Source organism: Micromonospora pattaloongensis, from assembly GCF_900107255.1.
Taxonomy (GTDB): Bacteria; Actinomycetota; Actinomycetes; order Mycobacteriales; family Micromonosporaceae; genus Micromonospora_I; species Micromonospora_I pattaloongensis.
In genome coordinates, this window is sequence record NZ_FNPH01000001.1 from 1206733 (window position 1) to 1233161 (window position 26429).

Annotated in this window: 24 protein-coding genes and 4 tRNA genes; 13 read left to right on the forward strand and 15 right to left on the reverse strand. The window is 71.0% G+C overall.

From position 1 onward, the window contains the following. Nucleotides 1-96: 96 nt before the first annotated feature. Together BLW47_RS05860 and BLW47_RS05865 are read left to right on the forward strand one after the other, a co-directional pair. Nucleotides 97-486 (forward strand): hypothetical protein, encoded by a 390-nt coding sequence (locus BLW47_RS05860; protein ID WP_091552201.1) that lies wholly within the window; start codon nt 97-99, stop codon nt 484-486. A 50-nt stretch (nt 487-536) separates the two neighbouring features. After that, nucleotides 537-1250 (forward strand): DUF2786 domain-containing protein, encoded by a 714-nt coding sequence (locus BLW47_RS05865; RefSeq protein ID WP_091552203.1) that lies wholly within the window; start codon nt 537-539, stop codon nt 1248-1250. A gap of 35 nt (nt 1251-1285) precedes the next feature. Here the strand turns inward: BLW47_RS05865 and BLW47_RS05870 are convergent, their stop codons facing one another. Beyond that, complete coding sequence (locus tag BLW47_RS05870) at nt 1286-2518, reverse strand: WD40/YVTN/BNR-like repeat-containing protein (RefSeq protein ID WP_091552206.1); 1233 nt, start codon at nt 2516-2518, stop codon at nt 1286-1288. Further along, on the reverse strand, nt 2505-3035 hold the full coding sequence (locus BLW47_RS05875) for an RNA polymerase sigma factor (RefSeq protein WP_425435330.1): 531 nt from the start codon (nt 3033-3035) through the stop codon (nt 2505-2507). The genes BLW47_RS05870 and BLW47_RS05875 overlap by 14 nt, the downstream gene beginning before the upstream one ends. 369 nt (nt 3036-3404) lie before the next feature. Between BLW47_RS05875 and BLW47_RS05880 the strand changes: the two genes are divergently transcribed. Both BLW47_RS05880 and BLW47_RS05885 read left to right on the forward strand, forming a co-directional pair. Continuing rightward, nucleotides 3405-4112: a hypothetical protein gene (locus tag BLW47_RS05880; RefSeq protein ID WP_091552208.1), complete on the forward strand. Its 708-nt coding sequence runs from the start codon at nt 3405-3407 to the stop codon at nt 4110-4112. A gap of 89 nt (nt 4113-4201) precedes the next feature. Further along, nucleotides 4202-4438: a hypothetical protein gene (locus BLW47_RS05885; RefSeq protein ID WP_091552210.1), complete on the forward strand. Its 237-nt coding sequence runs from the start codon at nt 4202-4204 to the stop codon at nt 4436-4438. 235 nt (nt 4439-4673) lie between these two features. Here BLW47_RS05885 and BLW47_RS05890 read toward each other — a convergent pair whose 3' ends face one another. From BLW47_RS05890 to crtI, 9 genes are all read right to left on the reverse strand, one after another. Next, on the reverse strand, nt 4674-5282 hold the full coding sequence (locus BLW47_RS05890; RefSeq protein WP_091552212.1) for a cadmium resistance transporter: 609 nt from the start codon (nt 5280-5282) through the stop codon (nt 4674-4676). Between the two features lie 92 nt (nt 5283-5374). Beyond that, entirely contained in the window at nt 5375-5743 is a 369-nt protein-coding gene (locus BLW47_RS05895) for a VOC family protein (protein ID WP_091552675.1), read from the reverse strand. Nucleotides 5744-6194: 451 nt separating this feature from the next. Continuing rightward, nucleotides 6195-6268 (reverse strand) — tRNA-Phe (locus tag BLW47_RS05900). A gap of 106 nt (nt 6269-6374) precedes the next feature. Further along, nucleotides 6375-6451: transfer RNA gene (locus BLW47_RS05905), tRNA-Asp, on the reverse strand. Nucleotides 6452-6479: 28 nt separating this feature from the next. After that, nucleotides 6480-6552: transfer RNA gene (locus tag BLW47_RS05910), tRNA-Glu, on the reverse strand. A 148-nt stretch (nt 6553-6700) separates the two neighbouring features. After that, nucleotides 6701-7483 (reverse strand): polysaccharide deacetylase family protein, encoded by a 783-nt coding sequence (locus BLW47_RS05915; protein ID WP_091552215.1) that lies wholly within the window; start codon nt 7481-7483, stop codon nt 6701-6703. Between the two features lie 81 nt (nt 7484-7564). Continuing rightward, entirely contained in the window at nt 7565-8527 is a 963-nt protein-coding gene (locus BLW47_RS05920) for a MerR family transcriptional regulator (protein ID WP_091552217.1), read from the reverse strand. Continuing rightward, nucleotides 8517-9071, reverse strand: a complete 555-nt coding sequence (gene idi, locus BLW47_RS05925; RefSeq protein ID WP_091552220.1) for an isopentenyl-diphosphate Delta-isomerase — start codon at nt 9069-9071, stop codon at nt 8517-8519. The genes BLW47_RS05920 and idi overlap by 11 nt, the downstream gene beginning before the upstream one ends. Next, entirely contained in the window at nt 9068-10552 is a 1485-nt protein-coding gene (gene crtI, locus BLW47_RS05930) for a phytoene desaturase family protein (protein ID WP_091552222.1), read from the reverse strand. Before crtI ends, idi begins: the two co-directional genes overlap by 4 nt. 111 nt (nt 10553-10663) lie before the next feature. Here crtI and BLW47_RS05935 point away from each other — a divergent pair, with 111 nt between their 5' ends. The 8 genes from BLW47_RS05935 (at nt 10664) to BLW47_RS05970 (ending at nt 21638) form a co-directional block, all read left to right on the forward strand. Beyond that, complete coding sequence (locus BLW47_RS05935) at nt 10664-11536, forward strand: phytoene/squalene synthase family protein (RefSeq protein WP_091552224.1); 873 nt, start codon at nt 10664-10666, stop codon at nt 11534-11536. A gap of 136 nt (nt 11537-11672) precedes the next feature. Next, nucleotides 11673-13031, forward strand: coding sequence for a dihydrolipoyl dehydrogenase family protein (locus BLW47_RS05940; protein WP_091552226.1), 1359 nt, complete (start codon nt 11673-11675; stop codon nt 13029-13031). A 52-nt stretch (nt 13032-13083) separates the two neighbouring features. Continuing rightward, the gene (locus tag BLW47_RS05945; protein ID WP_091552228.1) at nt 13084-14094 is read left to right on the forward strand and encodes a LacI family DNA-binding transcriptional regulator; all 1011 of its coding nucleotides are present in this window, start codon (nt 13084-13086) and stop codon (nt 14092-14094) included. 188 nt (nt 14095-14282) lie between these two features. Continuing rightward, entirely contained in the window at nt 14283-15638 is a 1356-nt protein-coding gene (locus BLW47_RS05950) for an ABC transporter substrate-binding protein (protein WP_091552230.1), read from the forward strand. Between the two features lie 18 nt (nt 15639-15656). Beyond that, the gene (locus BLW47_RS05955) at nt 15657-16559 is read left to right on the forward strand and encodes a carbohydrate ABC transporter permease (protein WP_091552232.1); all 903 of its coding nucleotides are present in this window, start codon (nt 15657-15659) and stop codon (nt 16557-16559) included. Nucleotides 16560-16576: 17 nt separating this feature from the next. Beyond that, on the forward strand, nt 16577-17539 hold the full coding sequence (locus BLW47_RS05960; RefSeq protein WP_091552234.1) for a carbohydrate ABC transporter permease: 963 nt from the start codon (nt 16577-16579) through the stop codon (nt 17537-17539). A gap of 54 nt (nt 17540-17593) precedes the next feature. Beyond that, nucleotides 17594-19234: a glycoside hydrolase family 13 protein gene (locus BLW47_RS05965; protein ID WP_217634774.1), complete on the forward strand. Its 1641-nt coding sequence runs from the start codon at nt 17594-17596 to the stop codon at nt 19232-19234. Nucleotides 19235-19289: 55 nt separating this feature from the next. Then, a complete protein-coding gene (locus BLW47_RS05970; protein ID WP_091552239.1) occupies nt 19290-21638 on the forward strand; it encodes a galactose-binding domain-containing protein in 2349 nt (782 codons plus the stop codon). A gap of 66 nt (nt 21639-21704) precedes the next feature. On the opposite strand, the gene BLW47_RS05975 is transcribed toward BLW47_RS05970, so the two are convergent. From BLW47_RS05975 to BLW47_RS05985, 3 genes are all read right to left on the reverse strand, one after another. After that, entirely contained in the window at nt 21705-22481 is a 777-nt protein-coding gene (locus tag BLW47_RS05975; RefSeq protein ID WP_091552678.1) for a crotonase/enoyl-CoA hydratase family protein, read from the reverse strand. A gap of 60 nt (nt 22482-22541) precedes the next feature. After that, entirely contained in the window at nt 22542-23000 is a 459-nt protein-coding gene (locus tag BLW47_RS05980) for an ATP-binding protein (RefSeq protein WP_091552242.1), read from the reverse strand. 192 nt (nt 23001-23192) lie between these two features. After that, nucleotides 23193-24260: an NAD-dependent epimerase/dehydratase family protein gene (locus tag BLW47_RS05985; protein WP_091552244.1), complete on the reverse strand. Its 1068-nt coding sequence runs from the start codon at nt 24258-24260 to the stop codon at nt 23193-23195. Nucleotides 24261-24377: 117 nt separating this feature from the next. On the opposite strand from BLW47_RS05985, the gene BLW47_RS05990 reads away from it, so the two are divergent. After that, the gene (locus tag BLW47_RS05990; protein ID WP_245736387.1) at nt 24378-25214 is read left to right on the forward strand and encodes a Rieske (2Fe-2S) protein; all 837 of its coding nucleotides are present in this window, start codon (nt 24378-24380) and stop codon (nt 25212-25214) included. A gap of 190 nt (nt 25215-25404) precedes the next feature. On the opposite strand, the gene BLW47_RS05995 is transcribed toward BLW47_RS05990, so the two are convergent. Beyond that, a tRNA-Lys gene (locus BLW47_RS05995) sits at nt 25405-25480 on the reverse strand. Between the last annotated feature and the right edge of the window lie 949 nt (nt 25481-26429).

Genomic DNA, 26429 nt, shown 5'->3' on the forward strand with positions numbered 1-26429 from the left:
GGCAGTCGTTCTGTCCCGTTCGCCGTGCGTGCCTTGACCGATCGGCATACCCTTCCGCTCATGACCGAGGTAAGCGGAGCGTAGCGAGGTGACGACGTGACCGACGTTCCGCCCGACGCGCGCGACGACGCCGCGCAGGTGCTGCACTGCGCCCTGGCCGGGGACAGCGACGCGGTGGTCGACACCTTCGACGCCGTGGTCGACCGCTCCGGAATGGCGGGCGCGTACGACGTGGCCTGGTGCCTGGCCGCCGCCATGGTCGGCGACAGCGTGCCGCACGGAACCTGGACCCTCGACTTCCCGGGCATCGACGAGGCCCGCTACGACGCGCGCTGGGTGGCGCGGTTCATCAGCGCGTACGCCAACTCCGACGTGCCGACCGGGGAAGCCCTCTTCGGCGCCGCGCTGGCCGACGGCCAGTTGCCGGAGTGCCTGCTCACCCTGGCCGGCTCCGCGGTCGCCACGTTGCGCCGCCGCACCGTCTGACCTCGCGCGCCCTGCCCGGCCCGGCGCCGGGATGTGATAGCTCTGGTGGAATGTCCGACGCGATCCTCGCCAAGGTGCGCAAGCTGCTCGCCAAGGCCGAAGACCCGGCCTGCACCGTGGCCGAGGCCGAGGCGTTCACCGCGAAAGCGACCGAGCTGATCGCGAAGTACGGCGTGGACCGGGCGCTGCTGGCCGCCCGGGATCCGGCCAGCGACCCGGTCGGGGACCGGCTGATCGACCTGCTGCCGCCGTACGCGCTGGACAAGGCCGGGCTGCTCGCCGGAGTCGCCACCGCGCTGCGCTGCCGCGCGGTGCGCCGGCGCGGCCCGGAGGGCTTCACCATGCACCTCTTCGGGCACGCCAGCGACCTGGAGCGGGTGGAGTTGCTCTTCACGTCGCTGCTGGTGCAGGCCGCCCACGGGCTCACCGCGACGCCGGTCCCACCGCGGGAGCACCCGGCGGCCTTCCGGCGCTCCTGGCTCGCCGGGTTCGCCGCCGCCGTGGCCGCGCGGCTCCACGAGGCGGAGTCGGCGGCGGCCGCCGAGTCCGGCGCGGGCGGGTCGCTGGCGCTGGTGCTCGCGGACCGGTCGGCGCACGTCGAGCGCCGGATCGCCGAGGTGTATCCGCGGTTGCGCTCGGCCGGTCCGCGTCGGCTCGCCGGCACCGGCATGACGCTCGGCGCGGCCGCCGGCCGCCGCGCGGACCTCGGCGGCACCGGCCTGCGGCCGGGGGGTACGAAACCGCTCGGCGGCACCGCGCGGTGAGACCGGCCGGTCTCACCGGGCGGTGCCGCCGGTCGTCAATGAGGGAGTGGGAAGCGGGTCCAGCTCGACCCGTCGGTGGTGAGCTGCACGTGGTCCGCTCCGCCGACCGACTGATCGTCGCGGCCGTAGAGCCATGCCCGGCCCGGGTTGGCATCTGCTCTACCGTCGCCGTACTCCCGTGCTTTGGTGAAATGCCGCCCGCCGTCTCGGCTGATCATTACGAAGGCGGGAGTGGCGTCGGTGTGGAGGACCATCAGGGAGCCGTCCGCGCCGATGGTGAACGGACGGACCCCATCCGTGGTGGGCAGATCGGTGCCGACGTCTGTCCATGACTGGCCGCCGTTGATGGTGCGCAGCAGTCGGGACGGAGCGGTGGCCCGGGGTCCGTTTGGATCAGCTGGGAGGGGTTCGGTCAGGAGGTAAGCCTCCTGGCCGCTGACCGCCGCCACGCCGATCGAGGTCGTTCCCTCGGGCGCCTGCGACGTCTGCCAGGTCGCACCCCGGTCGACGCTGCGGGCGAGCACGGAAGGTCGGCCGTACTCTCCCGGCCAGTAGGTGATCCAGAGAGCCCCGTCCGGGCTCTCGTAGATGTTGTAGGGAGGATAGGGCGACGGTGGTTGCCCGGTGAGCCGAAAGACGCGGCCGGATGTGGGATCGACGGCCAGTGGTTGGTTGATCGCGCCGCAGCCTTGCTGGCAGGGGACCGGTCGGGCCTTCTTGGGGAAGGCGGTGACGGCAGTGCCGGTGGAGTTGGCGTCGTGCCAGGTCCGCCCGGCGTCGGTGGATAGCACCAACTCGTCGTCGAACCTGACCAGGTAGCTCTGCTCGCTGAGCACGCTGTACCGAACGTCCGTTGCTCCGAGGCTTTCGGCGTTGGTGCTCATGGTGCAGGTGCCGCTGTGGCGGGCGGCCTGCCAATCCGACCAGCTCCGTCCGGCATCGATGGTCGCAGCGAAGCTGATCCTGCAGCCCTCTTCTGCCACCTCGACAGCCACAGCGGCCTTGTCGGAGAGCACGACCAATTCGCTGGCGCGGCGTTGGCTTGCCGAACCCGTCGGGTCCGGGCCGGCGAATTCGAGCGGGTCTGGGCTGCGATCGATCGGAGCGAAGGCGACACCCGCGAGGACCGCTACAACGGCCAGAGCGACTCCGCCCTTGCGTCGCCGACGACGGAAATGGGCGGCCGCCCGGAGGTCATCGAGCGGTGGCTGGCTGACATTGTCTTTGACTGTCTCGACGTCGAAGCCGGAGAACTCACGATCGGACATCGACCCTCCCATAGGGGGTTGCGGCATCTGCGTTGTCAGCGGGGGTGAGCAGTAGGGCGAGCGCCTGACGTCCCCGGGACAGCCGGGATTTGACCGTGCCGACGGAGACGGCCAATGTCTGCGCCACTTCCTCGACCGGCAAATCCACGAGGTAGTGCAGGGCGAGTGCGTGCCTTTGCCCCTCGGGTAAACGCCGCAGCGCCGCCAGCAGCGCAAGGTGCTCTGGCGCGGTGTCAGCGACCACGGGCGGCGGCCCAATCCGGCGCAGCAGCGCATCGAGCACCCGCCGTCGCCGATGGCGGCTGCGGGCGACGTTGACCGCCACCCGACGCAGCCACGCCTCTGGATTGTCAAGGCCCGCGAACCGCCGGGGGGCGGCGAGCGCACGAGTAAACGCCTCCTGCACCGCCTCTTGCGCCTCACCCAGGTCCCCGGTCACCGCGTAAAGCTGAACAACCAAGCGCCGGAAACACCCGGCGTACACGTCACCGATCACATCATCGTCGGACACCGTCACCTCCCTTCTCCTCCACCTCCACTCCCGGCGCGACGAAAAGGTTCCACCCTCGCAGACTGACTTGCGGCTGTGATTGGCCAAGACTCGCGCCGAAACGAGCCAGCGGCTGGACGGCCCGCTGAAGCTCCACGAGGATCAGGCGTGCTCGGGGCGTCGGGGCGTCGCCAGGGCGCCAGACGGCAGCCACCAGAGAGTGCCGAGGAACGCGCAGCATCATGGGGACTTGAGTCTCGATCTCAGCCGATCTCGTTGGTTGGGCGGGCCCCGTCGCCTCGCCATCGGGATGCCCCGACACTCCGAAATCTGCGAGAGTTCCGACCGGCGCTTCTGATCTTGACGTCTGCCGTCCGGGTGTCTGATGGTGACGAGATGACGTCGAGCGTGTGGCTTCACAAGGATGAGGACTTCCGCCCGGGCGCCGAACTCTTCCGCAGCGAGCGGCACTTCGAATGGTGGTCGTACTCGGCGACCCACGGCCAGCTGCTGTTGCGGGCGGACTCAATGCCTGGAGCTGGCCACCGCCTTTCGACGACGACGGAGGTGCTGTTCAAACCGGTCGACGCGGTGCAGATGCAGGGGACGTACCGCGGCCTGGTGATCCGGTGCGCGACCGAGGAGGAGGCCGCGCAGATCGACCGGGACACCTCGGGCTGGTGCCTCTCGGAGAAGGACCGCGTGCTCATGCTGGAGAGCGAGGGGGTGACCGATTACGTCATCACCGCTGCCGTGGGGTGGTGCGAAGGCGTGCTGTCGGACCTGCAACCGTCGTTCTTCAACACGTTCAGCGCGTACGACCCGATGTGGCCGGTCAAGCCGCTCCACGGAGTCGGCGGTGAGTTCGACATCGCCTCGCCGCACGACGTAGCGGAGGCGTTCCTCACCGGCCTGCCGGAGGGTGTACGCCGGGAGCGGCACCGCTACGTCCACGTGCTCACGGCGGTGACCGAGGAGAACGGCCGCCGGAGCCGGCACAACGTGGGCGTCTTCCTCACCGAGACGGACGCCGAGGAGGCGAAGCGACTGGTCGAGCCCCACGTCGCGAGCTGCTGGATCGAACCCCTCGCGGTGGTGCTGTAGCAGGCCGAACGCCTGAAACAAGATGGTGCCCGGCAGCGGCGTGGAGCCCCGGCCTGCAGCCATTGATCGGGATCGCCGACATTCGGGTTGTGCACTGCCAAGTCCCCGCGCAGACGGCCTTCGACCGCGTCCAGCGACGGCAGGACGAAATCGCGACCCGGCGTGCCCACGCCGACGCGTACCTCGGCGACCATCAGACCCATGCCGTCGGCCACCACGGCTTCCAGCGCGTCCGGCTCGACGTGCCCGCGGTCGAGGTGGACACCAGCGACGGCTACCGTCCCGGACTCGACGAGATCGTTGCCTTCGTGAACGCCGGGCGATGAGCTACCCGCCGTTACCTTCCGTAGTTTCGGAATTGGCCGTCCACGGGGAATTCCACCTGGCCGCCGACACTGGTCGCTCCGACAGTCCCGGTTCTCAGATCATGTCAAGCATCTGGTGGGACGCCGCTGTCAAGCAGGTGCCGTGACAGGAGAGAGCGAGAACGAGAACCAAGACCTCGGGGCGCTGCCCCGAACCCGGCCCTCCTCAGAGATCCGCCAGAACCACCAGGAGCGGCTACCCAGCTATCCGACCAAGGACGCCGGACTCAATCACGATCACGGTGCCGATCAGCATGAACACGCCTGGCACGATCCAGTGCCCGAACCGTTCAATGACGCTGACCACGCTGCGGTGGGAGCCAAGCCAGGCCGCCGTCAGGCACCAGACGGCTACCCCGAGGGCGAACACCGCGACGGTGATCAGGGTGGCGGTGAGACCGATCGTGCGGAACATCGGCGTGTAGACCGAGATATTGTCCGCGCCGTTGGCGACCGTGACCCCGGCCACGGAGAGAAGACCCGAAGCCACGGCCGGAGTCGGCAGCTCCTCGTCATTGCGGTGGCGGATGGCCCCGATGAGGCCCCTCACCCCGAGCCCGAACGGGATCAAGCCGAGCAGACCCACCCACTGGTCGGGCACGATCGTCAGGCCAAGGGCTGCCACTGCGGAGATCGCCACCAGGGCGCCAATCCCGCTGTACTGGCCGGCCCAAATCTGCCACAGCCGGGGCTTGCCGGACGCCCGAGCGGACAGGAACAGGACGGTCAGCACGATGATGTCGTCGACGTTCGTCCCGGCGAACACCCCGACGGCAGCCGCCAGCGTCCCGAAAAGATCGCCCACGGCTAGGCACTGTACGTCCGAACGACCAGACAGCTGCCGTCCCGGGCCGCAACGCAAGAGCGCCGACCGGCGTTTCCGCTGGTCGGCGCTCCCTACGCCTCGGCCCAGACGCCCAGTTCGTTCCCGCTCGGGTCGGTGAAGTGAAACCGGCGTCCACCGGGGAACTCGTACGGCCCGTTCACCACTTGGCCGCCGGCGTTCTTCACCGCCTCTAGAGACCGGTCCAGGTCGGTCGAATAGAGCAGCACGAGCGGGCCGCCCGGTCGCACTTCTTGGTCCTTGCAGAGACCGCCCACTTCGGAGTCACCCTGCGGGCTCCGGATGCCGGCGTACCCCGGACCGTAGTCGTTGAACTGCCAGTCGAACGCATCGGCGTAGAAGCGCTTGGCCTGTTCGAGGTCGGTGACCGTGAACTCCACGTAGTCGACGGCATGGTGTGGGTGCGGAGATCTCCGAGACATGGCCTGCATAGTGCGTGTCGGGTACGACATCGTGCGCTGAATGGCCAACCCGCGTCGCGCGGGGAGGCGGACGATCGGTGCTGGCTGGGCGAGCATGAGGAAGGGCGTGCAGCTCGGAGACGACGCCTAACACCTGCGTAGCCACCACGCGGAAGCCACCCAGGCGAACAGAGCCGGACGAGCCCGGACCGATCCAGTTGCCGAGAGCGCGGCGACCAGGGCGACGTGGACGTTGCCGAACGGCGCGGAGTGGTCTTGGGAATCTACGGATCAGAGGGTCCGCTACCAGAGACCACCGCCCGTGCAGTCCACGTACAACAACGGACGGCCATCAGCGGGATTCCGGGGTCAACGAGGGGCAGGCCGGACAGGCGGGTTCCCGGGGTGCAAAGCAAAGCGCCCACCGGCGTTTCCGCTGGTGGGCGCTGCAATAGCCCGGCGAAAGGCTATGTGGCCAGGGGCGGGGTCGAACCGCCGACCTTCCGATTTTCAGTCGGACGCTCGTACCAACTGAGCTACCTGGCCGGGCACTCGGGCCATGTTACCCGTCCGGCGACGATCTCGCCGGAGCGGGTTGTCACGGTCCCGAAAACGCAGAACGCCGCGCGTTGCACGCACGGCGGACGGCGTTTGGCGGTCCTGACGGGACTTGAACCCGCGACCTCCGCCTTGACAGGGCGGCGAGCACTCCAACTGCTCCACAGGACCTTGCTCTTGCTCCGGCTCGCGCCGGTCGTGCCCCCAACGGGATTCGAACCCGTGCTACCGCCTTGAAAGGGCGGCGTCCTAGGCCGCTAGACGATGAGGGCGGCCCCGCAATCATTGCACATGGCAACTCAAGCGGCTGTGCTCCCATCCGGCCCCGCCGGAGGCTTCGAAAGCATACGTGACGCCGAGCCCTACGACCAAACCGGTACCGCGCGCGTCACACTTCGGCGTCCAGCGAGCGCTCGAACCTCACCTGAGCTGGGTGATGCCGTACTTCTGGCGTAGCGCGGCGATCACTGTCGGGCACGCGGCAAGGGTTCCCTTGCGGTTTCCGCCGCCGTCGTGCAGCAGCACGATCGACCCGGGCCGGGCCTGCTGGACGACGCGGGTGCGGATCGCCTTTGCCCCCGGCTTCGCCCAGTCTCGGGGGTCAACGTCCCAGCCGAGCGGAATCATTCCCAGCTCCCGCGCGACGGCGACGACGCGGGCGGTCCACTTCCCGCCGGGCTGGCGGAAGTACCGGATCTTCGCGCCGGGCACCGCCCGTTGGATCTCCCGGTTCGTCCGCACCAGGTCCGCGCGGATCGTGGCGGCCGGCAGCTTGCCGAGGTTGAACTCGTGGCGCCAGCTGTGGTTGCACAGCGTGTGCCCCTCGCGCACGATCCGGGCCACGAGCGCGGGGTGGCGCCGGACCTGCGTGCCGATCACGCAGAACGTCGCGCTGACCTTGGCCGTACGCAACTGGTCGAGCAGCTTCGGCGTCCAGACCGGGTCCGGCCCGTCGTCGAAGGTCAGCGCGACCTGCTTGCGACCCGTCGTGCGCTGCGTGCCGAACGGCCCCGTTACGCGCTGCGGGACCGCCGCCGCCTGTCCGGGCTTCGGTGGGGTCGTCGGGGTCGGGACGGGCCGCGCGACGGCGCGGTGACGGGTGTGCTCCGCCCGACCCGAGGCGTCCGCCGCGAGGGCCCAGGGCGCGGCGAGCAGGAGGATGAGCGCGACCACGCCGGCCACGGCCGGGGTGCGTCTGTGCATCGTCAACTCCCGATGCGGGGTGCGGGTAAGGCTCCACACGCTAGCGGAGGCGGGACAACCGTGAAAACCCTCTGAATCGCCTCAGCTTGCCTCGGCGGCGACGATCAGGGCGATCGCCTCGATCAATCGGCGTGGCTGCGCGACGCCGGTGGGCAGCGCGTCGCGCCGCCATCCGGGGCCGGCGGCCAGCACCAGCAGCGGGCGGTGCGCGCCGGTCAGCAGCCCGCCGAGCTGATCCGTCCGCGCGGTCGACGGCGCGTGCGACCAGAGCGCCACGACGGCGGGACCGGTACGGGCGACGGCCTCGGCGAGCGCGGCCGGCGGCACCCGCGCGCCGAGCAGCCGGCAGGCGACCCCGACCTCGGCCAGCGCGGCGGCGAGCGCCTCCAGGGGCAGGCTGTGCTGCTCCTCGTCGGCGCAGGCGAGCAGCACCCGCGGGGCCGGCGCGGCCGGGTGCGGCCGGGCGACCGCACCCAGGACCTCGGAGACGCACCGGGAGAGCAGGTGCTCGACCTCGACGAGACCGGCGGTGGCGGCGTGCCGTTCCCCGATGCCGACCAGGACGGGCACCAGCACGGCGTCCCAGGTGTGGACGACGCCGTTGGTCGCGACGGAGCGCTCGATGAGTTCCCGCATGGCGACCGAGTCGAGCCGCATCGCGGCCCGCGCCAGGCCGCGGGCGGCGGGACCGGCCCGCCCGACCGGGATCGCGAAGCCGCCGCCGTCGCGGGGCGCCGCCGGCTCGGGTCGCGACGCCGGCTGGGGCGGTGACGCACCGGGCGGCCCGACCGACGCGGGGGTCGGTTCGGGTACGTGCGGCGCGCGCCGCGCCCACCGGGCGGCCTCGGCGGGCGGCACCCCCTCGGCGGTGAGCCGGCGCATGATCTCCAGCCGGACGAGGTCGTCGCCCGTGTACCGGCGGTGCTGTCCGGGGACGTGCCGGCTGGGGCCCAGGCCGTAGCGCTGGTGCCAGGTGCGCAGCGTCGTCACGGCGACGCCCAGACGCCGGGCGACCGCCCCCGCGCTCAGGGCGTCATCGCCCAAGCGACCGCTCCGGCGCGTCGAGCCTGCCGACCACGCCGGCGAGCCACGGGGCGTACTTCCCGGGGTTCGCGATCAGGTCGGCGCGCAGCTCCTCGCGGTCGACCCAACGCAGCTCGGCCACCTCCGCGGGGTCCGGGCGCAGCGGCTCGTCCGGCGAGAACCGGCCGAGCAGCACGTGGTCGTACTCGGACTCCACCCGCCCGGTCACCGAGTCCTCCGCGTAGTACGTGTGGACCCCGATCTCGGTCAGCGCGACCGGCCCGGCGCCGAGCTCCTCGGCGATCCGCAGGTTCGCCGCCTCGGCGGGGGACTGGCCGGGGGCCGGATGGCCGCAGCAGGCGTTGGCCCAGAGCAGCGGGAAGCGCGTCTTCACGCTGGCCCGCCGCTGCAGCAGGATCCGGCCGTCCGCGTCGGTGAGGATGACCGAGAAGGCCCGGTGCAGCCGGCCGGGCGGCTGGTGAGCCTCGCTGACCGTGCACGCGCCGGTGGCGCGGCCGGCGGTGTCGACGAGTTCGACCAGGTGGGTCTCGCGCGAGGCCGTCACCGCGGGCCCCCGGTGACGCGGGCGGCGGCGAGCTTGCCGGAGATCAGGACCATGGGCACCCCCACACCGGGCTGCGTGCCCGAACCGACGAAGATCACGTTGCCCAGTGTGGGGTGCAGGTTGCGCGGACGGAACGGCCCCGTCTGCATGAAATTGTGGGCGGCGGCGAACGGCGTCCCGGCCGCCATGCCGAGGTCGGCCCAGTCCGCCGGGGTGACCACGCGGGAGACCTCGATGCCGTCGCGGAAGCCGCGGTAGCCGCGCCGTTCCAGGGTCTCGATCAGTTCGTCGGTGTACCGCGCGGTCAGCCCCCCGCGCCAGTCGAGGTCGCGCCCGCGGTCGAGGTTGGGGGTCGGGGCGAGCACGTAGTACGTCTGGCGGCCGGGCGGCGCGAGCGACGGGTCCGCCCGGCTCGGGTTGGTCACCAGCAGGGACGGATCGGACATCAGCTGACCGCGCTTGATGATCTCGTCGAAGGTGCCCTTCCACTGCCGGCCGAAGTGGATGTTGTGGTGCGCGATCCGGCCGTAGCTCTGGCGGGAGCCGACGTGCAGCACGACGCAGGACGGCGAGTAGCGCAGCGGACGCCGCCGCGCCGACGGCAGCAGCTCGCGCTCGGCGACCGGCAGGTCGGGGTTGAGCACGACGACGTCGGCCGGGATGCGCTCGCCGTCGGCGGTGACGACCGCGGTGGCGCGCCCCGCGGACGTCTCCACCCGGGTCACCGTGGTGCCGTAGCGGATCCGTACGCCGTGCTTCTCGGCCGCGCCGGCCAGCGCCGCCGGGACCGCGTGCACGCCGCCGCGCGGGAAGTAGACCCCGGCGACCGAGTCCAGGTACGCGATGACCGCGTAGATGGCGAGCGCGTCCTGCGGGGCGAGCCCGGCGTACATCGCCTGGAACGAGAAGATCCGCCGGGTCCGTGGGTCGGTGAAGAACTGATCGATCTTGGTTTGCAGCCGGCGGAACGCGCCGCCGGCGAGCAGCCGCAGCAGGTTGGCGGTGAGCAGGTCGCGGGGGCTGTCGAGGTTGCGTTCGATGAAGTCGCGGCGCTCCAGCTGCCACAGCCGGCGCGCGTAGTCGACGAAGCGCAGGTAGCCGTCGGCCTCGCGGGGTCCGCACACCCGCGACACCTCGGCGGCCATCCGGACGGTGTCGGTGATGACGTCCAACGTCGAGCCGTCGGGGTAGTGCGCGCGGTAGGCCGGGTCGACGGGGCTCAGGTCCAGCCAGTCCGGAAGCTCCTCACCGACCGCGCCCAGCGCCTCGGCGATCAGCTCGGGCATGGTCAGCACGGTCGGTCCGGTGTCGAACTCGTAGCCGTCCAGCGACAGCCGCCCGGCGCGCCCGCCGGGGACCGTCTCACGTTCGACGACGGTGACCTGCCGCCCGGCGCCCGCCAGGTGCAGCGCGCAGGCGAGGCCGCCGAGCCCGGCGCCGACCACGACCACCCGGTCCGTGGCTCCGGTCACGGTTCGCACGCGATCACCTCCCGACAGCGTCATGATTCCGCGGACATCGCTGAATCCGGAATGAGCGTACTCTAGGGGTCGAGTTGCGTCGATTACTGCGTCGATTTACGAGGAGGGGCGGTGGACGGCGATCTCGCCGCGGCCTACGAGCGCTGCCGTGAGCTGCACAGACGGCACGGGCGCACGTACTACCTCGCGACGCGGCTGCTGCCGGCGTGGAAGCGCCGGCACGTGCACGCGCTCTACGGCTTCACCCGCTACGCCGACGAGATCGTGGATCGCACGGAGCGGTCGTCGCCGGCCGAGCGCGCGGCCGAGCTCGGGGCGTGGTCGGAGCGGTTCGTGGCGGGCCTGCACGGCGCGCCGGTCGACGACCCGCTGCTCCCGGCCGTGCTGCACACCATCGCGGTCTTCGACCTGGACCGCGCCGACTTCGCGTCGTTTCTGGCCAGCATGGCGATGGATCTGACCGTCGGTGCCTACCCGCGCTACGACGATCTGCTCGACTACATGGAGGGATCCGCCGCGGTGATCGGCACGATGATGCTGCCGATCCTCGGCGCGGACGACCCCGTCGCCGCCCGCGAGCCCGCCCGGCAGTTGGGCTTCGCGTTCCAGCTCACCAATTTCATCCGGGACGTCGCCGAGGATCTGCGGCGCGGCCGCACGTACCTGCCGGACGAGGACCTGGCGACGTTCGGGGTCGGCCGGGAGGACCTGCGCGCGGCCGCCCGGGCGGGCGCGGCCACCCCGGCGATCCGGGACCTGATCGAGTACGAGGTCGGGCGGGCGCGGGCGCACTACGCGGCCGCCGCCCCCGGGGTGGCCATGCTGGCCCCCGGCTCGCAGGCGTGCATCCGCACCGCGTACGCGCTCTACCAGGGCATCCTCGACGAGGTGGCCGCCGCCGGCTACGACGTCTTCGCCCGCCGCGCGGTCGTGCCCGCCCGCCGCCGCGCCGCGCTCGCCGCCCGCTCCCTGCTCGCCCCCTGATCCCCCTGATCCCCGTGATCAGGGACCGGCTCGCGCGTGTCGTCGGCGTGCCGTGACGGATCCCGCGTGATCACGGCGATCTTCGTGCGGGTCGACGGGCCCGGCGAGTCCGGCCGTTCGGTGCGATGCTGGCGGGATGAACGGCTTCGAACCGGTGGACGTGGTCGTGGTCGGGCTGGGCGTGGGGGGCGAGGAGGTCGCCGGCAAGCTCGCCGAGGCGGGCCAGAGCGTGGTGGCGGTCGAGCGGAACCTCGTCGGCGGCGAGTGCCCGTACTGGGGCTGCGTGCCGAGCAAGATGATGATCCGCGCGGCGGCCACGCTCGCCGAGGCGCGCCGCGTCGACCGGCTCGCCGGGCAGGCCCGGGTACGACCCGACTGGGCGCCGGTCGCGGCCCGGATCCGGGAGGAGGCCACCGACTCGTGGGACGACACGGTCGCCGTCGACCGGCTCACCGGCAAGGGGGCGCGGTTCGTCCGGGGCGCCGCGACGCTGGTCGGTCCCGGACGCGTGCGCGTCGACGGGCAGGGCTTCGACGCCCGTCGCGGGATCGTGCTGGCCACCGGCACGTCGGCCGCGATTCCGCCGATCGACGGGCTGGCCGGCACGCCGTACTGGACCAACCGCGAGGCGATCGAGGCGACGACGCTCCCGGAGTCGCTGATCGTGCTCGGCGGCGGCGCGATCGGGCTGGAGCTCGCCCAGGTGTACGCCCGGTTCGGCGCCCGGGTGACCGTCATCGAGGCAGCCGACCGGCTGCTGTCGGCCGAGGAGCCCGAGTCGTCCGCGGTGGTCGATGCGGCCCTGCGCGCCGACGGCATCGAGGTGTGCACCGGGGCGGCGGCGGAGCGGATCGACCACGACGGTGGGCGGTTCACGGTGCGGCTCGCCGGCGGGGCGTCGCTGATCGGGGAGCGGCTGCTGGTGGCCGTCGGTCGGCGGGCGCGCCTCGGGGAGCTGGGGCTGGAGACGGTGGGGCTGGATCCGGGCGCGCAGACCGTGTCGGTGGACGAGCGGATGCGGGCCGGCGACGGCATCTGGGCGGTCGGCGACGTGACGGGGTCGGGCGCGTTCACGCACGTGGCGATGTACCAGGCGGGCATCGCGGTGCGGGACATTCTCGGACAGGAGGGGCCCGGCGCGGACTACCGGGCGCTGCCGCGGGTCACCTTCACGGACCCGGAGATCGGTGCGGTGGGGCTGACCGAGCGGCAGGCGCGCGATCGCGGACTGCGGGTTCGGACGGGCTGTGCGGAGCTCGGCGCGCGGGGCTGGATCCACCAGGCGGACGGCGCGGTGTTCGTGAAGCTGGTCGTCGACGCCGATCGGGGGGTGCTGGTCGGGGCGACGTCGGCCGGGCCGGCTGGCGGCGAGGTGCTCGGCGCGCTGGTGGTGGCCGTGCACGGGGAGGTGCCGGTCGAGAAGCTGCGGCACATGATCTACGCCTACCCGACGTTCCACCGGGGAATCGAGGATGCGCTTCGCGCGCTCACCTGATGCGTCATCGCCCTGCAAAATTCTTGCAGGGTTTTGACTTACGATTGCGGTTGTGACGCGACGACTTACCGAGGTTGCCCGCAAGGCCGGCGTCAGCGAGGCGACCGTGAGCCGGGTGCTCAACGGTCGGGAGGGCGTCTCCGAGGCGACCCGGACCGCGGTGCTGACCGCGCTCGACGTGCTCGGCTACGAGCGGCCGACGAAGCTGCGCGGCGAACGGGCCCGGCTGGTCGGGCTGGTGCTGCCGGAGCTGCAGAACCCGATCTTCCCGGCGTTGGCCGAGGTGGTGACCGGCTCGCTCGCGCAGCGCGGCTTCACGCCCGCGCTCTGCGCCCGCACCATCGGCGGGGTCTCCGAGACGGACTATGTGGAGATGCTGCTGGACCACCAGGTCTCCGGGGTGATCTTCGCCGGTGGCTCGTACGCGCTCGCCGACGCCAAGCACGACCACTACCGGCGGCTGACCGACCGCGGGCTGCCGGTGGTGCTGGTCAACGCGGGCGTCGACGAGTTGGGCTTCCCGCGCGTCTCCACCGACGACGCGGTCGCCGTCGAGCAGGCGTACGGGCACCTGCGGTCGTTGGGGCACGAGCGGATCGGCATGGTGCTGGGACCGGGGGACCACGTGCCGTCGCGGCGCAAGCTCGCGGCGATGGCGCAGGTGGCGGGCTGGTCCGGGCGGGGCGGGGAGGCGGCCTGCGTGGAGCGGTCGAGCTTCTCGATGGAGGGCGCCCGGGTGGCCGCGGCCAAGTTGCTCGACCGCGGGGTGACCGGCATCGTCTGCGCGAGCGACGTGCTGGCGCTGGGCAGCATCCGCGCGGCGCGGCGGCTGGGCCGCCGGGTGCCGGAGGACGTCTCGGTGGTCGGGTTCGACGATTCGGCGATCATGACGTGCACGGACCCGCCGCTGACCACGGTGCGGCAGCCGATCGAGACGATGGGTCAGGCGGCGGTGGACCTGCTGGTCACCCAGATCGAGGGGGGCGGGGTGACCCCCGACGAGCTGTTGTTCGAGCCGGAGCTGGTGGTGCGGGGGTCGACGGCGCCGGCGCCCCGCGGCTGACCCGCATCGATACCTTCCGGCGGAGGGCGGATCGCGACGGTCCGCCCTCTTTTCGTGCCCGCGACCCCTGCAGTCGCAAACTTTCTCCTTTCCGTCGAGTTATTGCGTTCATCGGTCGGTGTTTGTATCGTCATCCGCACGCAACATGGCATCGATGAAGGTCACACCTCCCGAAGGGTGTCCGTTCCATGAAGAGAATCCGCCTGCGCGCTCCCGTCGCGCTGTTGCTCGCCATCGGGCTCGGGGTCTCCGCCGCGGCCTGTTCCGGTGACGAGGAGAAGCCCGCGGCCGACGGCAAGGTCACGATCACGGTCAACGGGTTGCCCCCGGCCACCGAGGCCGCCAACCACCGGCGCTTCCTCGACAACGTCGCGGAGTTCCAACGGCAGAACCCGGACATCACCATCGACGCCCGCGAGGGGAAGATGGACCCGCAGACCTTCGCGGCGAAGCTCGCCGGGGGGCAGCTCGAGGACGTCTTCTACGTCTACTTCACCGACCCGGCCAACCTGATCGCCAAGCGCCAGGCGGCGGACATCTCGAAGTACCTGGCGGACTTCCCGGTGACCAAGCAGGTCAAGCCCGAGGTGATGAGGGTCTTCACCGGGCCGGATGGCAAGGTCTACGGCCTGCCGTACAAGAACTACTCCATGGGGCTGCTCTACAACCGCACCCTGTTCGCCAGGGCCGGCCTCGACCCGGACAACCCGCCGAAGACCTGGGACGAGGTGCGGACGGCGGCGAAGAAGATCGCCGCGCTCGGCGACGGGCACATCGGGTACGGCGAGTACAGCAAGAACAACACCGGGGGCTGGCACTTCACCGCCGAGCTCTACTCGGTCGGCGGGGACGTCGCCGTCAACGAGGGGGGCCGCTGGAAGGCGGCGTTCAACAACGACAAGGGGCGGCAGGTCCTGCAGCAGCTCAGGGAGATGCGCTGGACCGACAACAGCATGGGCAGTCGGCAGTTGCTGGAGTGGGCCGATCTGCTGCAGCTGATGGGCTCCGGCAAGCTCGGCATGTACGTGGCGACCGCCGACAACATCCCGACGATCGTCAACCAGTACAAGGGCCGGTTCGCCGACTACGGGCTCGGGCCGATCCCCGGCGGGCAGGGCACGCTCGGCGGCGGCGAGGGCTACATGTTCAACGCGAAGGCCACCCCGGAAAAGATCCGCGCCGGGCTGAAGTGGCTCACCTTCTGGTTCACCAGCCCCGACCGGATCGCGGCCGAGAACAAGTGGGCGGCGGAGAGCAAGAACGTGGTGGGGCTCCCGGAGCCGGCGATCTACACCGGGGAGGCGGCGCAGAAGCAGGCCGCCGCCGACAAGCAGTACGCCAACGTGCCGCAGCAGAACTACGCCCCGTTCGTGGCCGCGGCCCCGAACATCCCGATCAAGCTCGAACCGCCGAACGCGCAACAGATCTACGCGGTGCTGGACGTGGCGATGCAGAAGGTGCTCACCGACCGCAACGCCGACGTCGGCCGGTTGCTGGCGGACGCCGAGACGCAGGTCAACCAGATTCTGTCGACGGTCAAGTAGCCGGTGCGGAGGGGCCCGATGCGCAGATCGATGACAACGGGCCTCTCCGCGCGGCTCCGGCGGAGAGTGCGCGACAACCTCCTGGCGTACGCCTTCCTCTCCGCCGGCCTGGTCTGCTTCGCGCTCTTCTCCTGGTACCCGCTGGTACGCGGCGTGCTACTCAGCTTCCAGCAGGTCAACTTCGTGAGCGACCCGTACTGGGTCGGGCTCGACAACTTCCGGGCGCTCTTCGACGACCCGCTCTTCTGGACCGCCTGGCGCAACACCCTGCTCTTCACCGGGTTGGCGCTGGTCTTCGGCTACGTGGTCCCGCTCGGTCTGGCGATCCTGCTCAACGAGCTGCGGCATTTCGCGGGGTTCTTCCGGGTCGCGGTCTACCTGCCGGTGATGCTGCCGCCGATCGTGGTGGTGCTGCTCTGGAAGTACTTCTACGACCCGGGCAACGGCCTGTTCAACACACTGCTGCGCGGCGCGCACCTGCCCGAGTCGCAGTGGACGCAGTCGTCGTCGACCGCGATGATCTCGCTGGTCCTCGTGTCGACCTGGGCGAACCTGGGCGGTGCCACGCTGATGTACCTCGCCGCGCTGCAGGGCATCCCGGGCGAGCTCTACGAGGCCGCCGAGCTGGACGGCGCCAGCGTGTGGCAGCGGCTGCGGCACGTCACGCTCCCGCAACTCCGCTTCATCATGCTGGTCCTGCTGCTGCTCCAGATCATCTCGACCATGCAGGTGTTCATCGAGCCCTACCAGCTCACCGGGACCACCAACCCGGACACCGTCACCGTGATGGTGCTCATCTACCGGTACGCGTTCACGGTCAACTACGACTTCGGGCTCGCCGCCGCGATGAGCGTGCTGCTCTTCGTGGTCCTCGGCGCCTTCTCCGCGCTCTACCTGCGGCTGACCCGCAGCGCCACCTGACCCGGCAGGGAGAGGACATGGACATCACCGCCCCGCCCCGGCCCACCGCGACGACGGCGTCGTACCCGCTCCGACGGTCCCGCCGGCCGCTGCCGGCCCGCGGCGTCCGCACCCTCATCTCCGACCTCGAGCTGAGCCGCGGCCGCACCCGCGTCTGGTACGGCGTCGCGCTGACCCTGGTGACGGTCGGCTTCGCGCTGGTCTTCCTTTTCCCGGTCTACTGGATGGTGAGCAGCGCGGTGAAGAGCCCGGCCGAGTTCGCGCTCACCCCGCCGACGTTCGTGCCCCGCACGTTCGAGCCGGAGACGTACGCCCGGGCGTGGACCGAGATGCGCATCGCCCGGTACTTCGCCAACACGGTCGGGTACGCGCTCGGCGGCTGGCTGATCCAGCTCGTGGTGGACGTGGCGGTGGCGTACGCGCTGTCCAAGCTCCGCCCGGTCCTCGGCCGGCTGGTGCTCGGCATGATGCTCACCAGCCTGATGCTGCCGGCGGCGGCGCTGCTGGTCCCGGCCTACCTGACGATCACCGATGTGCCGATCGTCGGGGTGAACCTGCTCAACACCCCGTGGGCGCTCTGGCTGCCGGCGGCGGCGAACGCGTTCAACATCTACGTGCTGAAGCGCTTCTTCGACCAGATCCCCGACGACCTGCTCGACGCGGCGAACCTGGACGGGGCCGGGCGGCTGCGGATGCTCTGGAGCGTCGTGCTGCCGCTGTCCCGGCCGGTGCTCGGGGTGGTCTCGATCTTCGCCGTGATCGGGATGTGGAAGGACTTCCTCTGGCCGCTGCTCGTACTGCAGGACCCGGAGACGCAGACCCTGAGCGTGGCGCTGAGCCGGCTGTCGAACACGAGCCAGGTGCCGCCGACGCAGATGATCGCCGGCCTGGTCATCGCGAGTGTCCCGATGATCGTGATCTTCCTGATCTTCCAACGGAGCATCATCGGTGGGCTCTCCGCCGGTGGCATGAAGGGCTGACGCGCGTAACGACATGCGGCGCCGGCCGCGCAACCGACCAGAAAGCAGGTGCCCGTGTCCACAGCAGACAGCCGCCCGTGGTGGCGGGATGCGGTGATCTACCAGGTCTACCCCCGCAGCTTCGCGGACGGCGACGGCGACGGGATCGGCGACCTCGCCGGCGTACGGGCCAGACTCGACCACCTGGCGGCGCTCGGTGTCGACGCCGTCTGGTTCAGCCCCTGGTATCCGTCCCCGATGGCCGACGCCGGCTACGACGTCGCCGACTACCGCGACATCGACCCGGTCTTCGGGACGCTCGCACAGGCCGGGGACCTCGTCTCCCGGGCGCATGCGGTCGGGCTGCGCGTCATCATCGACCTGGTCCCGAACCACTGCTCCGCCGCGCACCCGTGGTTCCGGGCGGCGCTCGCCGGCGGCCCGGAGCGCGAACTGTTCTGGTTCCGCCCCGGCCGGGGCCCCGGCGGCGACCTCCCGCCGAACGACTGGGTCTCCAACTTCGGCGGGCCGGCCTGGACCCGCACCATCGACCCCGACGGCAACCCCGGCGACTGGTACCTGCATCTCTTCGCCCCCGAGCAGCCCGACTTCAACTGGGACCACCCCCGGGTCCGCGCGGAGTTCGAGGAGATCCTGCGGTTCTGGCTGGACCGGGGCGTGGACGGCATCCGGATCGACTCGGCCGCGCTGCTGGTCAAAGATCCGCTGCTGCCCGACGCCGACCCGGCGCGGTTGAACCCGTACACCGACCTGGACGGGGTGCACGACATCTACCGCAGCTGGCGGCGGATTGCCGACGGCTATCCGGGCGAGCGGATCCTGATCGGCGAGGTGTGGCTGCCGGACCCGGCGCGGTTCGCCAACTACCTCCGCCCGGACGAGCTGCACACCGCGTTCAACTTCGACTTCCTCTGCTGCCCGTGGGAGCCGGACCGGCTGCGCGCGGTGATCGACGAGACCCTGCGCGCGCACGCCCTGGTCGGCGCCCCGGCCACCTGGGTCCTCTCCAACCACGACGTCACCCGCCCGGTCACCCGGTACGGCCGCGCCGAGACCTCGTTCAGCTTCGCCCGCAAGCGCGAGGGCGTCCCCACCGATCTGCACCGCGGCGAGACGCGGGCCCGCGCCGCCGCGCTGCTCTGCCTGGCGCTGCCCGGCGCGGCCTACGTCTACCAGGGCGAGGAGCTGGGGCTCTGGGAGGTAGAGGACATCCCGTACGAGCTGCGGCAGGACCCGATGTGGCACCGCTCCGGGCATGTCGACCCCGGCCGGGACGGCTGCCGGGTGCCGCTGCCCTGGGCGGGTGTGGAGCCGCCGTTCGGGTTCAGCCCGGCGTACGCCACCGCGGCGCCGTGGCTGCCACAGCCGCCGGAGTGGAAGGACCGGACGGTGCAGGCCCAGGAGGGCGACCCGCACTCGATGCTGGAGCTCTATCGGAGCGCGCTGCGGATCCGGCGCAGTGAGCCGGCGCTCGGGGACGGCACGCTGCGGTGGCTGCCGGCGGCCGATGACGTGCTGGCGTTCGCGCGCGACGGCGAAGCGGTGGCGGTGGCCTGTGTCGTCAACCTCTCCGACCGGTCCGTGCCGTTGCCCGCGTACGAATCCTGCCTGCTGACCAGCGGCCCGCTCGACGGCGAGTTGCTACCGCCGGACACCGCCGCCTGGCTGCGCGTCGCACGGGACGAAGGGAGGTAGCGGTCCGGCACCACAGCGCACGGGGGATCTGACCAACCCGACGAAAGGACCCCTCATGGCCGACACGAGCGCCGGCGCCCCCACGGCCGGCACCCCTGGAGCACGTACCCGTTCGCACCCCCGCCGCTTCCGCCTGACGCTGCTCGCGACGGTCGCCGCCACGGTCGCGGCGTCCTCCGCGGTCACCGTCGCGTCCTGGTCGGCGGCGCCGCCGGCGCAGGCCGCGCTCTCCCCGGTCGGTATTCCGGGGCGCGGCGCGACCGTGCCGTTCCGGGAGCAGGAGGCCGAGGACGTCGCCACCAACGGCACGGTGATCGGCCCGAACCGGCTCTACACGACCCTGCCGTCGGAGGCGTCCGGACGCCGTGCGGTCACCCTCGACGCGGCCGGCGAGTACGTCGAGTTCACGCTGACCGCCCCGGCGAACGCGATGGTGCTGCGCTACAGCATTCCGGACAACGCGGCCGGCACCGGGATCACGGCCCCGATCGATCTGCGGGTCAACGGCACCAAGCTGAAGGACCTGTCGCTGACCTCGCGGTACGGCTGGTACTACGGCGGCTATCCGTTCACCAACAACCCGGGCGCCGGCAACCCGCACCACTTCTACGACGAGGTGCGCACGATGTTCGGCTCGACGCTGGCGGCCGGCACCAAGGTGCGGGTGCAGGTGGCGTCGACCGCGATCTCGCCGACCTTCACCATCGACCTGGCCGACTTCGAGCTGGTCGGCGCGCCGATCGCACAGCCGGCCAACTCGATCTCGGTGGTGAGTCACGGCGCCGACCCGAGCGGCGCGGCCGACTCGACGGCGGCGATCCAGGCGGCGGCCAACGCGGGCGCGAGTCAGGGCCGCGAGGTGTGGATCCCGCAGGGCCGGTTCAAGGTCACGGGCCACATCATCGTGGACCGGGTGACGCTGCGCGGCGCGGGCCCGTGGTACAGCGAGCTGGCCGGCAACCGGGTCGGCGTCTACGGCAAGTACGTCAACCAGGGCGGGCCGAGCCAGAACGTCACGCTGCGGGACTTCGCGATCCTCGGCGAGGTGATGGAGCGCAACGACAGCGACCAGGTCAACGCGATCGGCGGCGCGATGAGCAACTCGGTCGTCTCGAACGTCTGGATGCAGCACAACAAGGTCGGGGCGTGGATGGACGGCCCGATGACCAACTTCACCATCCGCGACAGCCGCATCCTGGACCAGACCGCCGACGGGGTGAACTTCCACTACGGCGTCACCAATTCGACCGTGACGAACACCTTCGTCCGCAACACCGGCGACGACGCGCTGGCGATGTGGGCGGAGAACGTCCCCAACGTCAACAACAAGTTCACGTTCAACACGGTCGGCGTGACGGTGCTGGCCAACAACATCGCCATCTACGGTGGCCGGGACATCACCGTGAGCGACAACGTGGTCGCCGACACCGTCACCAACGGCGGCGGAATCCACGTCGGGAACCGGTATCCCGGCGTGAACTCGGGCAGCGGCACGGCGGTGTCCGGGACCTTCACGATCGCCCGCAACACGCTGATCCGTGCCGGCAACTCGGACTACAACTGGAATTTCGGCGTCGGCGCGATCTGGTTCAACGCGCTCAACGAGCCGATGACCCAGGCGACCATCAACGTCACCGACACCGACATCCTGGACAGCTCGTACGCCGCCATCCACTTCATCGAGGGCACCGTCCGGGGCGTCAACTTCACCAACGTCAACATCGACGGCGCCGGGACGTACGCCCTGCAGATCCAGTCGCCGGGCTCCGCGTCCTTCACGAACGTCCGGGCCCGCAACATCGCCCAGAGCAACCCGATCCACAACTGCGTCGGCAGCGGCTTCGAGATCACCCAGGGGGCCGGTAACTCCGGCTGGTACACGGCGACCCCGTACTGCGGGCCGTGGCCGGCCCCGGTCTGGGGCGGCGGCCCGAGCAATCCGCCGACCAACCCGCCCACCACGCCGCCGACCCAGCCGCCGGCGAACGTGAACCTGGCGCAGGGCCGCCCCGTGACAGAGACGAGCCACACCGACGTGTACGTGGCGACGAACGCGGTGGACGGCAACGCGAACACGTACTGGGAGAGCGCGAACCACGCGTTTCCGCAGTCGCTGACAGTGGATCTCGGTTCGGCGCGGTCGGTGTCGCGGCTGGTGTTGAAGTTGCCGCCGATATCGGCGTGGCAGACCCGGACGCAGACGCTCTCGGTCCTCGGGTCGACCGACGGGTCGTCGTACTCCACTGTGGTCAACTCCGCGGGTTACACGTTCAACCCGGCGTCGGGTAACAGCGTGACGATCAGCTTCGCGGCGACGAGTCGGCGCTATCTGCGGTTGACGTTCACCGGCAACACCGGCTGGCCGGCCGGGCAGCTCTCGGAGTTCGAGGTCTACGCCGGCTGAACATGGCCCGCACGCCGTGGTTCACCTCGTGCATCGTGATGCACGAGGTGAACCACGGTGCTGTTATTACCGGTCCGCGTCGATGGTGGGCGCCCCGTGCCGGCCGGCTCCCGCGGCGAAGCGCGCCGCCCCGGTCACCGCGTCCGCGGCCAGCGACTGCATTCCGTACGCCAACTCGATGCGCATCGCCTCGGTCTCCGGCCGGCCGGCGCCGTGCAGCAGGGCGAGCCGGTCGTTGCGCAGACAGGTCTGCGGCAGCGCCGCGAGCTGCGCGGCGAGCGTCTCGGCCGCCGCCCGCGACTCACCGGGGGCGACCAACCGGTTCACCAGCCCCATCTCGTACGCCTCCACGGCCGGTACCGCACGGCCGGTGAGAACCAGGTCCATCGCGCGGCTCTCACCGATCAACCGGGGCAGCCGCACGGTGCCGCCGTCGATCAGGGGCACCCCCCAGCGGCGGCAGAAGACACCGAGCACCGCGTCCGATTCCGCTACCCGCAGGTCGCACCAGAGGGCCAGCTCCAGGCCGCCGGCGACGGCATGACCGGAGATCGCCGCGATCACGGGCTTGCTCAGCCGCATCCGGGTCGGCCCCATCGGACCGTCGCCCTCGGCCTCCACCCGGTTGCCGCGCGGCGTGCCGATCGCCTTGAGATCGGCGCCGGAACAGAAGGTGCCCCCTTCACCCCAGAGCACGGCGACCGACGCGTCGCGGTCGGCCTCGAAGCCGTGGAACGCGTCGGCCAGCGCCCGGGCGGTGGGCCCGTCCACGGCGTTGCGCGTCTCCGGTCGGGACAGCACGACCGTGGTCACCGCCCCGGTCTTTTCCACCCGTACGCCCATCGCCATAGGATGCCGCCTCCCGCGCCCCGGCTGGAAGATGCGATGGTGAACGGGGCGTCGCTACGCGTGCCGGTTCAGTCCGACCGCGACAGTGGCGACCGTGCCGGTTCGATCCGACCGCAGCTCCACGCGGTCGGCCAGATGACGCACGATCCAGAGGCCGCGCCCGCCCGCGGCTCCCTGCGGCGGCCGCTGCCGCCCCGCCGCCTCCGGGTCACTGAAGCCCGGACCCCCATCGCTGACCTGGCAGTAGAGCAGGCCGTCGCGCTGCCAGAGCCGGAGCCGTCCGTTGCCGCCGCCGTGCCGGATCGCGTTACTCGCCAACTCGTGGGCGATCAGCACGACGTCCTCGGTGAGCATCGCCCCGGCGCCGAGCCGGGCGGCGTGCGCCGCGACGGCGGCTCGGAGCGTGTGCACGTCGTGCCGGCCGAAGCGCTGGTCGAGCTGGGGTGCCGCGTGCGCGCGCGGCGCTGGCGGGGAGAAGGGGCCGGCCGCAGCCGGGGGGTCAGCGCTGGCCATGGGCCGGTATTACCCGCGGGGGCGGGATCTGAGTCGCGTCGGCGACGGTCAACTGACGCGGGCGGGACCGGAGAGCGTGAGTCGTGCGGCCCATGCCAGTGCCTCCAGGTCGGCGACGGCGACTAACCGCCGGAAAGCAGCTAGAGCCGGCAGCGTAGCGCATCGGCACTCCGAGTAGGGCCAACCGCGAACTCAGGCCGGATTGCCGTGTCCCGGCAGTCGGTCGATGAGGCGTCGGGAGGTCCCGGGCGCGACCCGCATCGATGGGCTGGCAGTGCCGGCGCCGGATGCCATACCGGCGATCAGCTCGCGCAACGCCTGTCGCGCATCGCGGCGTGGCCGCCACCCGAGCTCCTCGTGCGCGCGCGTGCAGTCCATCAGCGGGGCCGCCGCGGCCAGGTCGAGCCAACCGGGCGCGGTCGGTTGCAGCCGCGCCCACCACGCGCCGGCAGCGAGCGCACGGAGCACGGGCAGCGGCACCGGGACCGCCCGGCCGCGCAGCTCCGCGGCGAGCATCGGCCCGTCGAGCACCGGGTCCGCGGCGATGTTGAAAGGTCCGGCCGCGTCACCCCGGAGGGCCTGCAGGTACGCCTCCGCGAGGTCGTCGGCGTGCACGGCCTGCACGCGCAGCCGGCGATTGCTGGGTACGACGGGCACGCGGCGCCGCAGCAGCGAGACCGGCGCCAGCGGACCGAGGAAGTAACGGGTGATCTCCGCGCCGGCGTCGCGTTGGAAGACCAGCGCCTGGCGCATCCGGGCCACCCGGAGTCGCGGATCCTCGCGTTCGGCGCCGTCCAGCAGCGCCTCCACGGACGCCTTGTCCACGCTGTAGTCCGAGCGGGGCACGCCGGTGACCGGCCAGCTCTCGTTGACGTGCCGGTTCTTCGGGCCGGGCGCGTACGCCCCGACCGACGAGGCGTAGATCAGTCTGGTGACGCCGGCCTGGCGCATCGAGTCGAGCACGTGACGCGTCCCGGTCACGTTCGTCCGTCGCAGCCGCTCGCGGTCGTGGCTGGGCTGGATCTGCCACGCCAGGTGTACCACCGCGTCGACCCCGCCGAGCCAACCGGTCACGCTCGGTACGCTCGCCGGCTCGCCGAGGTCCGCCGCGTGCCACTCCACGGCGTCGTACAGCGCCCCCGCACCGGGCAGCGGCGGACGACGGACGATGCCGACGACCTCGATGTCGGACTCATCGGCGAGGCGACGCAGCAGGGCGGTCCCGACGTTGCCCGTGGCCCCGGTGATCGCGATGCGCATGAGGAGAGGTCTACCCCTGAGCCCGCAGCCCATGCCTCATACCGGATGTCACGGGCCGGAAGTGACCCGTTTGGGGTGGTTGGCGCGGGGAAAGAGCGCTCGGTGCGGAGACTGTTGATGAAGCTTGAGCAGGCCACCGGACTCGACCGGGTGAGCGCGCGGTTGCAGCGGGCCGCCGACCGGGCGCTGGGCCCGAAGCCCCTGCGGGACGTCCTGCACGGGGTGTGGCTGGGGCATCCGCTGCACCCGGCGTTGGTGGAGCTTCCGATCGGCGCATGGGTCAGCGCGGCCGTGCTGGATCTGACGCCGGGGCAGCGACGGGGCGCCACCGTGCTCGTCGCGACGGGGACCGCCGCCGCCGTACCGACAATGATCACCGGCCTGAACGACTGGGCCTCGCTCTCCCGCGAGCAGCGCCGGGTCGGCCTGGTCCACGCCGCGTCGAACACGATCGCGCTGATGCTCTACAGCGCCTCGCTGTTCGCCCGGCTGCGGGGCCGATACGACACCGGTCGGACGCTCGGCTTTCTCGGGCTCGGCGCGACGTTCACCGGGGCGTACCTCGGCGGGCACCTGGCCTACCGGCAGGCGGCCGGCGTCAACCAGTCGGCCCCCTCGCTGCACCGGATCACCGCGGGATGGCACCCGGTGGCCGACCTGGCCTCGCTGCCCGAGGAGACGCTCGTGACCAAGCAGGTCGATGAGGTGCCGGTACTGGTGTACCGGGACGGGCAGAACGTCACCGTGATGCTCGCGCGCTGCGCCCACCAGAACGGTCCGCTCGACCACGGCATGATCGCCAGCTCGGACGGGCACGCCTGCGTCGTCTGTCCGTGGCACGGCAGCACCTTCCGGCTCTCCGACGGCACGGTCGCCGCCGGCCCGGCCGCCACGGACCAACAGGTCCTGCGCACCCGGGTGGTGAGCGGGATGCTGGAGGCGGAGCTGCCGTGACGATTCGGCCGGCGACGCGCCGCCGGCCGTTAGCCTTGCCGTCCATGTAGACCGGACGCTTCGTCCGGGTGGAACGTGACAGGCCACCGGTGGAGCACCGACGAGCCGAGTTATCCGGGGATGGCCGAGGTGGGGGTCAAACCGGAGGATCAGGGGCGGTCAGACGATGACCGCCCCTGATCTCTGGTGCTGGTGGGCCGCCAGGGACTCGAACCCTGAACCCGCGGATTAAAAGTCCGCTGCTCTGCCCATTGAGCTAGCAGCCCTTCGGTGCAAGGCTACCGGACCGTTCTCTCCGGTGGCTCGCCGCTTTCGATGGGTTGAGGGCGCGTCGCGGGGGAATCTCCGGCGTCCGGGCGCGGTTGTGTACGGCGAGGGACGTACCGAGCCCGGCCGCGGCGCGGTGGTGCAGCGGTCCCCCGGGCGGGAACAGCCCGACCGTAACGGGGTGGACGGAAGAGCGCCGCCGGGTGCGGAATGTTCGGCCGGCCAGGACGGTTGTGCTCAGCGCGACCGCGACGGTCAGAGCGACAGCGACGAACGTTGATTTGCGTCCTGTTGGCGGGCCGCGTAACTTTCTCTCTGCCCGCAGGGAACGGACGAAACGGTGGAAAACGCCGAAGGCCGGCTGCGGGAAGATCCGAGGTTCGTATGGGGTTAGAGCTCCATGGTTCTCCGGTCGGTCTGCTTCGGCAGACGGGACGGGGAATGTCCGGGCCCCGTGGGGAGTTGCATCTCCGCGGGGTTGGTTTCCGGTCGGTCCGCTCAGGCGGACCCGGGCGGGAATCTTCCGGGGTGGTGGGGTGTTAGTTTCCACGGACCTTGGTTACCCGGGTGGTGCGCTTCGCTGGCTGAGGCCGGTTTGAGGTTGCGGGGCTGACCGGGTAGAGTGTTTGGAGCCGGCGGGAGCCGGGCGCGTGTGCTGCGGGTTCGTGGTGTGCGGCCGGTCTGGCGGTTTCTTCCACCTTCTGATCATCACTTTTTGTGTGGTGGTTGGTGTGTGTGGGCGTCTGGTGATGGGTTCGGGTTCCACAGGGTGGGGCTTGACTTCCGGAGCGGGGCGTGTAAGGTTGAGGAGTTGCCCCGAGGGGCGGCCCGCCTGGTTGGTGGGTTGTTGTTCGGTGTGTGTTTGTTCTTTGAGAACTCAACAGGGTGCTTGATAAGCCAGTGCCAAATTGATTTATACCCCGGCCGGCTTGGATCTTTATGGTTCTT

Coding starts and splice junctions, on each gene's coding strand:
- BLW47_RS05865 (WP_091552203.1), top strand. CDS start 537: ATGTCCGACGCGATCCTCGCCAAGGTGCGCAAGCTGCTCGCCAAGGCC.
- BLW47_RS05870 (WP_091552206.1), bottom strand. CDS start 2,518: ATGTCCGATCGTGAGTTCTCCGGCTTCGACGTCGAGACAGTCAAAGAC.
- BLW47_RS05880 (WP_091552208.1), top strand. CDS start 3,405: ATGACGTCGAGCGTGTGGCTTCACAAGGATGAGGACTTCCGCCCGGGC.
- BLW47_RS05895 (WP_091552675.1), bottom strand. CDS start 5,743: ATGTCTCGGAGATCTCCGCACCCACACCATGCCGTCGACTACGTGGAG.
- BLW47_RS05915 (WP_091552215.1), bottom strand. CDS start 7,483: ATGCACAGACGCACCCCGGCCGTGGCCGGCGTGGTCGCGCTCATCCTC.
- BLW47_RS05940 (WP_091552226.1), top strand. CDS start 11,673: ATGAACGGCTTCGAACCGGTGGACGTGGTCGTGGTCGGGCTGGGCGTG.
- BLW47_RS05950 (WP_091552230.1), top strand. CDS start 14,283: ATGAAGAGAATCCGCCTGCGCGCTCCCGTCGCGCTGTTGCTCGCCATC.
- BLW47_RS05955 (WP_091552232.1), top strand. CDS start 15,657: ATGCGCAGATCGATGACAACGGGCCTCTCCGCGCGGCTCCGGCGGAGA.
- BLW47_RS05960 (WP_091552234.1), top strand. CDS start 16,577: ATGGACATCACCGCCCCGCCCCGGCCCACCGCGACGACGGCGTCGTAC.
- BLW47_RS05970 (WP_091552239.1), top strand. CDS start 19,290: ATGGCCGACACGAGCGCCGGCGCCCCCACGGCCGGCACCCCTGGAGCA.
- BLW47_RS05975 (WP_091552678.1), bottom strand. CDS start 22,481: ATGGGCGTACGGGTGGAAAAGACCGGGGCGGTGACCACGGTCGTGCTG.
- BLW47_RS05980 (WP_091552242.1), bottom strand. CDS start 23,000: ATGGCCAGCGCTGACCCCCCGGCTGCGGCCGGCCCCTTCTCCCCGCCA.
- BLW47_RS05985 (WP_091552244.1), bottom strand. CDS start 24,260: ATGCGCATCGCGATCACCGGGGCCACGGGCAACGTCGGGACCGCCCTG.
- BLW47_RS05990 (WP_245736387.1), top strand. CDS start 24,378: ATGAAGCTTGAGCAGGCCACCGGACTCGACCGGGTGAGCGCGCGGTTG.